The 12,546-nt window shown below is 42.7% G+C and carries 11 protein-coding genes, 1 pseudogene and 1 other annotated feature; all 12 genes and pseudogenes read left to right on the top strand.

Annotated elements, in window-relative coordinates; translation table 11 throughout:
* The first annotated feature begins 14 nt into the window (after window positions 1-14).
* The 12 genes and pseudogenes from FOF60_RS17405 (at window position 15) to glyS (ending at window position 12,315) form a co-directional block, all read left to right on the top strand.
* Entirely contained in the window at window positions 15-569 is a 555-nt protein-coding gene (locus FOF60_RS17405) for a hypothetical protein (protein ID WP_192470843.1), read from the top strand.
* 118 nt (window positions 570-687) lie between these two features.
* On the top strand, window positions 688-972 hold the full coding sequence (gene yqfC / locus FOF60_RS17400) for a sporulation protein YqfC (protein ID WP_192470844.1): 285 nt from the start codon (window positions 688-690) through the stop codon (window positions 970-972).
* A gap of 15 nt (window positions 973-987) precedes the next feature.
* The gene (gene yqfD / locus FOF60_RS17395) at window positions 988-2,226 is read left to right on the top strand and encodes a sporulation protein YqfD (protein WP_192470845.1); all 1,239 of its coding nucleotides are present in this window, start codon (window positions 988-990) and stop codon (window positions 2,224-2,226) included.
* On the top strand, window positions 2,177-3,136 hold the full coding sequence (locus FOF60_RS17390) for a PhoH family protein (RefSeq protein WP_192470846.1): 960 nt from the start codon (window positions 2,177-2,179) through the stop codon (window positions 3,134-3,136). Before yqfD ends, FOF60_RS17390 begins: the two co-directional genes overlap by 50 nt.
* A gap of 272 nt (window positions 3,137-3,408) precedes the next feature.
* Window positions 3,409-5,591 (top strand): annotated as a pseudogene (locus FOF60_RS17385) (HD family phosphohydrolase).
* Window positions 5,588-6,058: an rRNA maturation RNase YbeY gene (ybeY, locus tag FOF60_RS17380; RefSeq protein ID WP_192470847.1), complete on the top strand. Its 471-nt coding sequence runs from the start codon at window positions 5,588-5,590 to the stop codon at window positions 6,056-6,058. The pseudogene FOF60_RS17385 and the gene ybeY overlap by 4 nt, the downstream one beginning before the upstream one ends.
* Window positions 6,042-6,428, top strand: a complete 387-nt coding sequence (locus FOF60_RS17375) for a diacylglycerol kinase family protein (protein WP_225649970.1) — start codon at window positions 6,042-6,044, stop codon at window positions 6,426-6,428. The genes ybeY and FOF60_RS17375 overlap by 17 nt, the downstream gene beginning before the upstream one ends.
* A 271-nt stretch (window positions 6,429-6,699) precedes the next feature.
* Window positions 6,700-7,629, top strand: a complete 930-nt coding sequence (gene era / locus FOF60_RS17370; protein WP_192470849.1) for a GTPase Era — start codon at window positions 6,700-6,702, stop codon at window positions 7,627-7,629.
* Window positions 7,630-7,800: 171 nt separating this feature from the next.
* The gene (locus tag FOF60_RS17365) at window positions 7,801-7,944 is read left to right on the top strand and encodes a YqzL family protein (protein ID WP_084221752.1); all 144 of its coding nucleotides are present in this window, start codon (window positions 7,801-7,803) and stop codon (window positions 7,942-7,944) included.
* A gap of 31 nt (window positions 7,945-7,975) precedes the next feature.
* On the top strand, window positions 7,976-8,728 hold the full coding sequence (gene recO, locus FOF60_RS17360) for a DNA repair protein RecO (RefSeq protein WP_192470850.1): 753 nt from the start codon (window positions 7,976-7,978) through the stop codon (window positions 8,726-8,728).
* Window positions 8,729-8,836: 108 nt separating this feature from the next.
* Window positions 8,837-9,008 (top strand) — a binding site (T-box leader).
* Between the two features lie 348 nt (window positions 9,009-9,356).
* Window positions 9,357-10,247, top strand: coding sequence for a glycine--tRNA ligase subunit alpha (gene glyQ, locus FOF60_RS17355; RefSeq protein ID WP_192470851.1), 891 nt, complete (start codon window positions 9,357-9,359; stop codon window positions 10,245-10,247).
* On the top strand, window positions 10,240-12,315 hold the full coding sequence (glyS, locus tag FOF60_RS17350) for a glycine--tRNA ligase subunit beta (RefSeq protein ID WP_192470852.1): 2,076 nt from the start codon (window positions 10,240-10,242) through the stop codon (window positions 12,313-12,315). The genes glyQ and glyS overlap by 8 nt, the downstream gene beginning before the upstream one ends.
* Window positions 12,316-12,546 lie beyond the last annotated feature (231 nt).

The following is a 12,546-nucleotide window of genomic DNA, read 5'->3' as shown; positions in this document are numbered from 1 at the left end:
AAGGGGGGCTCCTCATGGAAATTTTATTTGAATTGTTCAGTAATCCAATAGCCCTGTTTATTCTGATCGGGGTCATCTCCAGTCTTTTCAACAAAAAGACACAGGATGGCCAGCCGCCGCAGCGCCGTCCGGTCAGGCCGCCCGGTCCAATGCAACAGCCTGGACCAGCAAGGCAGCCTCGTCCTGCCCCTGCCAGGAGACAGCCGGCAGAGGCCAGGGTTGAGTCCCAATCTGAAATTGAAAAGGATAATCGCAGAGAATCAACCAGAAGCCGGGATTCAGAAAAGCAGGTCTCTGGTGAAACTGGTGTTGAAATCATTAATGATCTCCAGAAGGTTTATCTTGAAAGAAAGCTTCAGTCTGAGGAGCAGATGAACAAAGAGAGATCAAGTAAAGGCAGGATGTCCGCTGGTGAATCATCAGGCCGTTTGAAGCAACGGAGAGAGCAACAAGAGCCTGAAGTTGCCTTCCAGCCAGACAGGGACACTCTTGTAGAGGGAATAATATGGGCTGAGGTTCTTGGCAAACCAAGGGCTAAAAGGCAATACAACCCTGTCAGGAGAAATTAGATAAAGAATATGCTTTCGTGCACTGGTTTTGAAAGAATGCACATCCATAAAGTTAAAAATGGTGCTAGAACCTCCTTTTTTCTCATACATATGAGATGAAAGGGGGTTCTTTTTTTTTATGGCAAAAAAATGGGGCCAGTATGTACGCAAATGGATGACACAAAAAATGGATCTTCCTCAAGATGTCATGATGGATCTCCCTAGAATCACGATGATTGGGCATGTCCATATTTATATAGAGAATCACCGGGGTTTGCTGGCATTTTCTGATGGCGAAGTGCGCCTGATGATTAAAGGGGGCCAGCTTCTCGTCAAGGGTAAAGCGATTGTGATTAAGACAATATTACCTGAGGAAATCTTGCTCGAAGGAAAAATAGATCAGGTTATTTATATAAATGATTGATTGAGGGGGAGCACAATGAAAAACCAATGGATACACACCTTTTCTGGTACAGTAAAAGTAAAGTTGACTGGAAAGGGAATAGAAAGATTTTTAAATCAGCTGACACGTAATGGTGTTTCGATATGGAACGTCAAAAAACATGGATCAGAGGCCGTCACCTTTTATGTCGATCTTCAGGATGTAAAAAAACTAAGGGTTCCAGCAAGGGACAGCAACTGTAAAATCAGGTTTTTAGAGAGGGCAGGGGGCCCTTTCTTTTTAAATAAATTATGGACAAACAGTGGGTTTTTGGCAGGAGCAATCCTATTCCTAGGTTTGATGATGCTTCTTTCGAACATGGTTTGGGGTATAGAGATTAAAGGGGCGAGCCCGGCAACTGAACACCAGATTCGCAAGGAATTGGACAGAATGGGGATAGGAATCGGCAAATTGCAGTTATCTATAGATAGTGTGGAAAGTATCCAAAAGGAACTGACGGATAAAGTTGGGGCTCTGACCTGGATTGGTGTGGAGCTAAAAGGGACGACCTATCATTTCCAGGCTGTAGAAAAGAGTGAGCCGGAAAAGGCAGAAGTAATAGGGCCGAGGCATCTGGTAGCCAAAAGAAAGGCTGCCATTGTAAAAATATTTGTGGAAAAAGGTGAACCAGTGGTTGAAGTGAATGACTATGTTATGCCCGGCCAGCTTCTTGTTTCCGGTCTTTATGGGAAAGAAGATGATATGAAAGTTGTAGCAGCCACAGGGGAAATTCTCGGTGAGACTTGGTATTCAACGAAGGTGGAATTGCCGTTGAAGAGTACATTTCAGGTTTATAACGGGAATGAAAAAAAGAAATATTCACTAGTAGTCGCCGGAAGGAGTTTGCCTGTATGGGGATTCGGAAAACCTGATTTCAGTGAATACGAAACCGAAGTGACTGAACAGCCGGTGAGATTCTTCAAGTGGGAACTCCCTTTAAAGGTCGAAAAAAAGACCATTCGGGAGCGGGAACAGGTAACACGTATTTATTCGAGGCAGGAAGCGATAGAAAGTGCAAAAGATTTGGCGAGAAAGGATATAAAAAACTACCTTCCTGAAAATGCTATCATTAAAGGGGAAAAAATTTTACATCAGTCAATCGAGAATGATAAAGTAAAGCTAACCACACATTTTACGATCATTGAAGATATAGCAGTAGGACAACCAATTATCAAGGAGACTGAGAATGACAGAAGACTTAAAAACGATGGAAATACAACTAGCGAACCCAACTGAAGCAATTTCATTATTCGGCAATGCAGATATGAACCTAAAGCTGATTGAACAGGAGCTGGGTGTCTCGATTGTGACCAGAGGAGAGTCAGTAGGAATCTCCGGACCTGAAGACAAGGTGGAGCTGGCCCAGGCTGTTTTGGTAAATCTTCTGGCCGTGATCCGCAAAGGAATCAGCATTAGCCAGAGAGAAGCTGTTTACGCTATACAAATGGCTCAAAAAGGTACCTTGGAATACTTCAAAGATCTATATGATGAAGAAATCAGCAAAAATGTTAAGGGTAAATCAATCAGAGTCAAGACTCTTGGCCAAAGACACTATGTTAATGCCATCAAAAGCCGCGACCTGGTTTTCGGTATTGGACCAGCTGGTACTGGTAAGACATATCTTGCGGTTGTAATGGCAGTCACGGCACTTAAAAATGGTACTGTGTCAAAAATCATCCTTACAAGACCGGCTGTAGAGGCCGGAGAAAGTCTTGGCTTCCTTCCGGGAGACTTGAAGGAGAAGGTGGATCCTTATCTTCGCCCATTATATGATGCCCTTCACGATATCCTTGGCACGGAACATACTTCACGTCTGATTGAAAGAGGTACGATTGAAATCGCGCCTCTTGCCTATATGAGAGGTAGAACTCTAGATGATGCATTTGTGATCCTGGATGAGGCACAGAATACGACTCAAGCCCAGATGAAGATGTTCCTGACTCGACTGGGATTTGGATCTAAAATGATCATAACGGGGGACACTTCACAGATTGATTTGCCAAAAGGTGCTAAGTCAGGGTTGGTTGAAGCAGAAAAAGTCCTGAAGGGTGTCTCCGGACTATCGTTTGTACACCTTGAACAGGCTGATGTAGTGCGACATCCACTTGTCGGCCGGATCATCGAGGCCTATGGTAAAATCGAATAACATCTCAGTCCGCTCTTGGTAAAACGAGGGCGGACTTTTGCCTTTACTGAGGATGAAACTCCTCCAGAACTGATATTGACAGCTGTAATTTCAAATAGAGGTGAAAATTGCGGGGAAAACTGATATGATGGTACATAAAGTTAGTATATTTCCCAGTTATTCTCAAACTTGTTCTTTTTGTTTTTTAAAATTTTCTATCTATAGAAAGTTTATATTTCGTTTGGAAAGTGTCTGGTCAAGGCGCTTATGCTTTTCGAGTAGGAGGGCTGTATATGGATAAGCTGCAGGTCCAATTAACTGCCATATTGAACTTGTTGAATATAAAGATTTTCCGGGTTTTATTATTTTTGCTGATAGGCGTTGTAATGTATTCAGCGATGTATAGCAATGTAAAACCAGAAAAGCTTAATTTGGAGTTATTCTCTGTGTCGGAGAAAACCATCCGGTCGCCTATTACAATTGAGGATAAAGAGAGTACGGAAGCGAACCGCAGAGAAGCGGTTGAACAAGTCAATGATGTATACAGGGTCAAGAGTGAATATGCACAGAACAGGGTTGATTTAGTCACTTCCATTTTCGGTTCGGTTTCAGAAGTTAATGAGGAAGTTCAGGCAGAAATCGACCAGAAGAAAAAAGCAGCTGAAGAGGCAGATGTGGAAGATCAGCCTGTTCCTGAAGGTCCTTCGAAGGAAGAAAAACTGGCCATGTTAAAAACGAAGTTGACCGAGAGTGAAACAAAAAGCCTATCTGATGAAGTATTCATAGCTCTGCTCCAAGCACCGAAGGAAGAGCTGCTGGTTGCCAAGGACCTAACGGTTACGGCTATAAATAATACGATGAAGCACAGTGTTCCCGCAGATGAAGTCGAGAATGCAAAATTAAATGTTGAGGAAGAATTGAAGTATACAAGTTTGAGCAGCAGTTTAAAGAAAGCTGTTATCGAACTTGGTCGCTATGCAGTCGTCCAGAATGAATTCTACGATCCTGAAGCAACTGAGGTCAGCGCCAGCAGGCTATGGACAGTGTTGAACCTGTAAGGATCCTCGAGGGGCAGATCCTCGTGGATGAAGGTCAGCTCATCAGCAGGGATGTGTATAAAAAGCTCCAGCTTGTAGGTCTGTTAGAAAGTGAAAACTCCTATAAACCTTTTATCGGGCTGGCTATGCTTGTAGCATTAATACTTTTTTCCTTGTATGTCATTTTCAACGAAATGGAAAATGCTGATAAAAAGCAGAAAAATCTGTTGATTTTCAGCATCATATTTATTACCTCGATTTTGTTGATGAAGCTGGTCAGTCTGTTTGATGAATTTGAATACTCGGAAATTGGTTATCTTTTCCCGGCGGCAATGGGAGCAATGCTAATCAAGATGCTGATTAATGAAAGACTGGCACTGTTTCAAATGGCTATCCTGGCTGTTACAGGTTCCATCATCTTTAATGAAGGCATTACTGGAACACTAAATGTGACAATCGGGATCTATATTTTAATCAGCGGTCTGGCAGCCATTTTATTCCTGCAAAAACAGAATCGACGTTCAAAAATCCTCCAGGCGGGGATGTTTGTATCGGTGGTTAACCTGGTTGTGATCCTTTCGATTTTGTTCTTAAGGAACAGCCAGTATTCTGGTCTGGAATACGGTTTTTATTTTATTGCTGCATTTGTTTCCGGTATCGTTTCAGCTGTATTGACGATCGGATTATTGCCATTTTTTGAAGCGGGGTTTGGCATCCTGTCAACATTAAGGCTTATCGAGCTTTCCAATCCAAACCACCCGCTTTTAAGAAAAATTCTCACAGAAGCTCCTGGCACTTACCATCACAGTGTCATGGTGGCCAATTTATCAGAAGCGTCATGTGAAGCGATTGGAGCTAACGGACTTTTGGCCAGGGTCGGCTGTTATTATCATGACATCGGGAAGACGAAACGGCCGCAATTCTTTATTGAAAATCAGATTAATATGGATAATCCACACGATAAATTGCCGGCGTTGACCAGTAAGAACATTATCATCGCCCATGCTACCGATGGAGCAGAGATGCTCCGTAAGCACAGGATGCCAAAAGAGATCATTGATATCGCAGAACAGCACCATGGTACAACATTATTGAAATTCTTTTATCATAAGGCGATGCAAAGCGGGCATGAGGTTAAAGAAGAGGATTTCCGTTATCCTGGCCCTAAGCCGCAGACAAAAGAGTCTGCTGTCATTGGCATCGCGGATAGTGTGGAAGCCGCTGTGAGATCGATGGCGCACCCTACACATGAACAAATTGAAAATCTGGTACACAATATTATTGGAGACCGGCTGCAGGATGGCCAGCTGGGTGAGTGTGATATCACGTTGAAGGAGCTGGATACCGTCGCTGATACACTTTGTGAAACGCTAAAGGGAATATTCCACTCGAGAATTGAATATCCAGAAATGAATAAGCAGAAGGTGAAGCAGGCATGAGTTTAGAAATTGATTTTTTGGATGAAACAAATGAATTGTCAGAGCATGAAATAAATGAAATTGAAAAATTGCTGAACTATACGGCCGAGAAGGAGAATGTCGAGGAAGGCAGTGAACTTTCCGTTACATTCGTGTCGAATGAAAGAATCCAGGAAATAAATCGAGAATATCGTGACAAGGATCGCCCGACAGATGTCATTTCTTTTGCCCTGGAGGAAATGGGGGAAGGCGAACTGGAGATTGTTGGGGAAGATATTCCAAGGATCCTTGGTGACATCATCATTTCCATTCCGAAAGCAAGGGAACAGGCAGAAGAATATAACCATTCATTCATGCGGGAACTTGGTTTCCTTGCGGTCCATGGCCTCCTGCATTTATTAGGTTATGACCATATGAATGAGCAGGATGAAAAACAGATGTTTGACAGACAAAAAGAAATCCTTGATGGGTATGGGCTTGGACGCTGATAAACAGAGGAAGCATCCACTTGCTTCCTCCTTCAAATTTGGTTTCGAGGGAATCGCAGCAGCGGCAGCAAAAGAGCGAAATGTCCAAATCCATATAGGGATTTCCATTTTTGTAATTTTAGCTGGGTTTATTTTTTCGATAAGCAAGTACGAATGGATCGCCATCATTTTATCCATAGGCGGGATGATTTCGATGGAACTGATGAATACGGCAATTGAAAGAACAGTTGATTTGTATACGAAAGAATACCACCCGCTTGCCAAACAGGCAAAAGATATCGCCGCCGGTGCTGTCCTGGTTTTTGCGATTGCCAGTGTGATGATCGGATTAATTATTTTTCTGCCAAGATTATTAACATGGTTTAGTTAGTTGTCCGTTCAGGACAACTTTTTTTTTGGCATGATTCTTCCATGAAAAACAGCTTTAGCGCGCGTATCAGCTCTAAAAAAATCTTGCAGGTCAGACCAATATGTTTGAACCAATTTGAAAACAGGGAAAAACTTAAGTAAAATATCATCACAGTGTAAAAACAGTGCTTGTATGTTTTTAGAAAATTTAAAATTTTATATTTCATTTTTGCTACAAACGATGAAATCACACTGAAAATAAGTTAAAATAAAGTGGAGAAGGGAAATACAGTATGAACTTTAATAATCAAGGCAGTAACAGCAAATCTCACAAATCCGGCTTCATTTCCATCATTGGAAGGCCAAATGTAGGCAAGTCGACCTTTCTTAACAGGGTGATCGGGCAAAAGATTGCGATCATGAGCGATAAACCGCAAACGACCCGGAATAAGGTGCAGGGTGTCCTTACACTTGAAGATTCACAGCTGATATTCATAGACACACCAGGAATCCACAAACCGAAACATCGTCTGGGCGATTTCATGATGAAGGTAGCACAGAATACTCTAAAAGAAGTCGATCTGGTATTGTTTATGGTCAATGCCCAGGAAGGATATGGCCGCGGCGAGGAATTTATCATTGAGAAACTTCAGAATGTAAAAACACCAGTTTTTCTAGTCATCAATAAAATCGACCTAATCCATCCGGATGAGTTGTTCAAACTAATCGAGTCCTACAATGAAAAGTTCAATTTCGCTGAAATTGTCCCGATATCTGCATTAGAAGGCAACAATGTCGAAAAGCTCCTCGAGCAAATCAAGGAGAAAATGCCGGAAGGGCCACAGTTTTATCCTGCTGACCAGGTCACGGACCATCCCGAACGTTTTATTGTTTCCGAATTGATCAGGGAAAAAGCGCTGCATTTGACAAGGGAAGAAATTCCTCATTCACTTGCTGTCGTAATTGAAAAAATGGAACGCCAGCCTGAAAAGGAAATGGTGCATGTCATGGCTACAATCATAGTGGAAAGGGACTCCCAGAAGGGCATCATCATCGGCAAGCAGGGCGGTATGCTGAAGGAAATCGGCAAAAGGGCACGTCTTGATATCGAGAATCTGCTCGGTACTAAAGTGTTTCTGGAATTGTGGGTAAAGGTACAGAAGGATTGGAGAAACAAAGCCACGCAGCTTCGTGATTTTGGATTCAGGGAAGATGAGTATTAAGCCTGTTTGGCAAATGCTCCCTCATTAACATATTAACGGGAAGCAAATATTATTCATAAATAGGATTTACAATTTTTACGTGACATGAAAATCTGATTGACAGGCTATGATATTCATAAGGATTTGGGATAGATAAAGTTGCTAGTGAAAAAACGAAAGGTGGGGTTTTCGATGTTGGATTTTACCTGGAAGGTGTTTTCTCAGACAGGTAACATTGACACATATCTTCTCTTTAAGGAATTAGAGAAAGACAATCAAGAAATACCCGGTTATCAGGAGGATGAACTAGCAGAAATTGATTTTCCAATCTCATAGGTTTGTCTGTAGTAATGGATGGTGACAACAAATGCTGCAGAAATGTGAAGGCATTGTCATTAGAACGACAAATTATGGCGAGAACAATAAAATAGTTACCCTATATACAAGGGAATTTGGTAAAGTTGGTGTGATGGCAAGAGGTGCTAAAAAGCCTAATAGCAGGCTTGCTGCTGTCACCCAGCTCTTTACTTACGGACAGTTTCTTTTTCAGGCCAGTTCAGGGCTGGGCAGTCTGCAGCAGGGGGAAATGATTTCTTCAATGCGGTCAATCCGGGAGGATATTTTCCTTACTGCGCATGCCAGCTATATTGTTGATTTGACTGATAAAGTGACAGAGGAAAAGAAATCCAATCCTTTTTTGTTTGAATTGCTTCTTCAGTCGCTCAACTATATGAATGAAGGCTACGATATGGAGATTCTGACTTTCATATATGAAATGAAAATGCTGAATGTCCAGGGGCTATATCCGATATTGGACAGGTGTGCAAACTGCGGCAATACAGAGGGTGATTTCAATTTTTCAATCAGGGAAGGCGGTCTGCTTTGCCATCGCTGTTTTGAAATCGATCCATACAGGATCAGAACCTTGCCAGGTACTGTGAGGCTGCTTCGCTTATTCTACTTGTTAGATCTAAGCCGTCTTGGCAATATTTCAGTTAAGCCGGAGACAAAAGCCGAGCTGAAAAAAGTCATTTCCGCTTATTATGATGAATATTCAGGACTTTATTTGAAAACAAGGAAATTCCTCGACCAAATGGATTCATTCAGAGACCAGCTATAACTATTGACATTGTTTCTTGATTTCGCTATTATTCAAATCAAAAGCTTTTCCTGATTTATGATGGTAAGAGTAATTCATCATCAAGGAGAAGATCTCATGATAATTACATATGTTGCAGTGAAGGAAAAGAGTACTTAAATCCCTCTGTATTAGCGAGTCCGGGTATGGTGTGAGCCGGATTACAGAAATTAAGGAAGGCGTTCCGGAGCGACATCACTTTTAAAGAGGCTGCTTTTTGCAGCAAATAGGGTGGAACCGCGGGTAAACTCTCGTCCCTATGCATGAATGGATGCATAGGGGGCGAGAGTTTTTTTATTTAATACAGACCATTTTTGAAATTTGAAAGCTCGGTCAAAACCAAATATTGATTTCTAACTCCTGTTGATTGTAGTGGAAGGCGCGAAGACTCCAGCGGGATGCGAAAGTCATGGGGAGACCCCGCAGGCGCATAAAGCGCCGAGGAGGCTCCCCGACTGCAAGGAAGAATTTGATCTTTGAAAAAGCCGGCAGTTGGGCTTTTTCATAATTCTTCCCCGCGGAAAGCGAAGCGCCTGGAACGAAAATCAACAGCCTGATTTAACAGAGAAATCCAAGTAAAAATCGATCTAAAATTTTCGGAGGTGTAAAGATGAATATCCAGAATATGATTTTAACATTGCAAAAACACTGGTCTGAACAAGGATGCGTCCTTATGCAGGCATATGACACCGAAAAGGGTGCAGGTACGATGAGTCCTTACACGTTTTTAAGGGCAATTGGCCCTGAACCATGGAATGTCGCCTACGTTGAGCCATCCCGACGTCCGGCTGATGGCCGCTACGGAGAAAATCCAAACAGGCTTTATCAGCATCATCAATTCCAGGTAATCATGAAGCCTTCACCAGACAATATTCAGGAAATTTACCTTGATTCGCTAAAAGCATTGGGTATTGATCCTCTTGAACATGATATCCGTTTTGTGGAAGACAACTGGGAAAATCCATCCCTGGGCTGTGCAGGCCTGGGTTGGGAAGTATGGCTTGATGGCATGGAAATCACGCAATTCACTTATTTCCAGCAAGTAGGCGGACTAGACTGCAAACCAGTTTCCGTGGAAATTACATACGGAATCGAACGACTGGCGTCCTATATCCAGGATAAAGAAAATGTCTTTGATCTTGAGTGGACAAACGGTTTTACAGTAAGGGATATATTTGGACAGCCGGAATACGAGCATTCTAAGTATACATTTGAGACATCTGACAAAGACATGCTATTTAACCTTTTCAATATTTATGAAAAAGAAGCAAATCGCCAGATGGATGAAGGCCTTGTCCATCCCGCATATGACTATGTCCTCAAGTGTTCCCATACTTTTAATATCCTTGATGCACGCGGAGCGATTTCTGTGACTGAAAGGACCGGCTATATTGCCCGGATTCGAAACCTCGCTAAGAAAGTAGCGAAAACGTTCTATGAAGAAAGAGAAAAGTTGGGCTTCCCAATCATTAAACGGAAGGAGCAGGTGGAAAATGACTAAACGGAATTTATTGCTTGAAATCGGTTTGGAAGAAATGCCTGCAAGATTTATTACCGACTCCATTAACCAGCTGGCTTCTAAGGTAGAGAATTGGCTGAACACGAACAATATTGGTTTTGATGCAATCAAGCTTTATTCCACACCGCGCAGGCTAGCGTTACTTGTCCTGAATGTTGATGAGCGTCAGGAAGACAGCGAGGAAGAAGCGAAGGGGCCTGCTAAAAAAATTGCCCTTAATGAGGAGGGTGAGTGGTCCAAAGCAGCGATTGGCTTCACACGCGGCCAGGGGTTAACGGTAGAGGATATATATTTTAAAGAAATCAACGGTGTTGAATATGCTCATGTGAAAAAATTCATTAAAGGGCAGGAAACCTCTGACTTGCTCGTTGAAATGAAAGCAATCATTGCCGGATTGACTTTCCCGAAAAACATGCGTTGGGCAGACCTTGAGCTTCGTTACGTCCGGCCGATCAAATGGCTTGTTGCGATGTTCGGAAATGAAATCATTCCATTTGATATCGCTGGTGTCCAAACTGGCAACGTAACAAGAGGCCATCGATTCCTTGGTGAAGGTGTGATTCAATTATCCGATCCCCAGGAATATGAAGAAGCATTGTTGGGGCAGTACGTTGTTGCTGATGCACAAAAGCGGAAGGATGCTATAACTTCCCAGCTTGAAAAAATAGAGGAAGAGAACGGCTGGGTCGTTCCTGTTGATGAAGGCCTGCTGGAGGAAGTCAATAACCTGGTCGAATATCCAACTGCGTTATATGGACGATTCGAGGAGGAGTTCCTCGAAATCCCAGGCGAAGTCCTGATTACTTCGATGAAAGAGCACCAAAGGTATTTTCCTGTGAAATCCAAGAGCGGAGACTTGCTGCCTCATTTCATCACAGTCAGGAACGGTGACCACCTTCATATTGAAAAGGTTGCCCGCGGAAACGAAAAAGTTCTAAGAGCACGATTGGCGGATGCTGCATTTTTCTATAAAGAAGATCAAAGAATGCAGATTGATGCCGCATTGGAAAAGTTAAAAAATGTTGTGTACCATGAAGAAATCGGAACAATTGCTGAAAAGTCAGAACGAGTGCGCAAGCTTGTTGGCTTGATTGCTGATAGACTGGAGTTTTCGCCGGATGTCACAAGGTTTGCGGACCGAGCTGCCAAAATCAGCAAATTCGATCTGGTTTCACAAATGGTCTATGAGTTCCCTGAGCTGCAAGGAATAATGGGTGAAAAGTACGCCTTGCAAAAAGGCGAAAGCCCAGAAGTGGCAGCAGCAATCAATGAGCATTATATGCCTCGCAATGCTGATGATTCAGTTCCTGCATCTCCAGCGGGGGCATTGGTGGCCATAGCGGATAAACTCGATACAATCGTTGCGTTCTTCTCGCTTGGCATCATTCCTAGTGGATCTCAGGATCCTTATGCATTGAGAAGACAGGCGACGGGAATCGTGCAGACCCTGATTGAGAAGAAGTGGAACATTTCACTTGAAAATCTTGTCGGCCTTTCTCTGAATCTCGTTTCGCAAGCAGGAATTACAAAGCGCACTGACGAAGAAGTTTACCATGACCTTATCCAATTCTTTAAATTACGAGTCAAGCATTTGTTACAGGAGCGTGCAATCCGCTACGATTTAATTGATGCCGTACTTGGAGGAGAGATCGGTATTGTATCCGGACTGATCGAAAAGGCAGAAGCACTGCAGGCTGCAAGCAGCAGTGAGGGCTTTAAAGAAAGCATGGAAGCATTGAGCCGGGTTCTTAACATCGCAAGCAAGAAAGAGGTACTTGGTGATATCGATCCGGATCGTTTTGAAAATGAGTATGAACAGCGGCTGTATGAAAAGTATCTGGAGCTAGGAAAGAAGGCCGAGGATGGAATGGATGCCGCTTCCTATTATCAGCATTTGGTTAACATTAAACCTGAAATCAGTGACTATTTTGAGCATACAATGGTCATGTCTGATAACCAGGATGTCCGCGATAACCGTTTGAATCAAATGGCTGCATTGGCAGTGCTGATCATGAAGCTCGCGAAAGTAAATGATATTGTCGTAAAGTAAAACATTGCAAAAATAAACTGATTTTATTAGGTGCCTTCCTGCACAGGAAGGCACTTTAACAAGTACATTGTGCTAGGGGAAGAAAAAATCGTCATGAAATGTTAATTAGTTCAGTATAATTATTCCTGTTTATTACCTAGTGTAGTATATAATGATTTTATCAGGCTTTTTAGCACTGAGGCTCTGTATCGTCTGTCTACTGCTGAGTCCATGGACCAATACAACCTTGCT

This window comes from Mesobacillus jeotgali (genome assembly GCF_014856545.2).
Lineage (GTDB): Bacteria > Bacillota > Bacilli > Bacillales > Cytobacillaceae > Mesobacillus.
Note: the sequence above shows the minus strand (reverse complement) of the source record. Positions and strands in the feature narration are given on the sequence as shown.

Coding starts and splice junctions, on each gene's coding strand:
- FOF60_RS17390 (WP_192470846.1), top strand. CDS start 2,177: ATGACAGAAGACTTAAAAACGATGGAAATACAACTAGCGAACCCAACT.
- ybeY (WP_192470847.1), top strand. CDS start 5,588: ATGAGTTTAGAAATTGATTTTTTGGATGAAACAAATGAATTGTCAGAG.
- FOF60_RS17405 (WP_192470843.1), top strand. CDS start 15: ATGGAAATTTTATTTGAATTGTTCAGTAATCCAATAGCCCTGTTTATT.
- recO (WP_192470850.1), top strand. CDS start 7,976: ATGCTGCAGAAATGTGAAGGCATTGTCATTAGAACGACAAATTATGGC.
- FOF60_RS17365 (WP_084221752.1), top strand. CDS start 7,801: ATGTTGGATTTTACCTGGAAGGTGTTTTCTCAGACAGGTAACATTGAC.
- yqfD (WP_192470845.1), top strand. CDS start 988: ATGAAAAACCAATGGATACACACCTTTTCTGGTACAGTAAAAGTAAAG.
- glyQ (WP_192470851.1), top strand. CDS start 9,357: ATGAATATCCAGAATATGATTTTAACATTGCAAAAACACTGGTCTGAA.
- FOF60_RS17375 (WP_225649970.1), top strand. CDS start 6,042: ATGGGCTTGGACGCTGATAAACAGAGGAAGCATCCACTTGCTTCCTCC.
- era (WP_192470849.1), top strand. CDS start 6,700: ATGAACTTTAATAATCAAGGCAGTAACAGCAAATCTCACAAATCCGGC.
- glyS (WP_192470852.1), top strand. CDS start 10,240: ATGACTAAACGGAATTTATTGCTTGAAATCGGTTTGGAAGAAATGCCT.
- yqfC (WP_192470844.1), top strand. CDS start 688: ATGGCAAAAAAATGGGGCCAGTATGTACGCAAATGGATGACACAAAAA.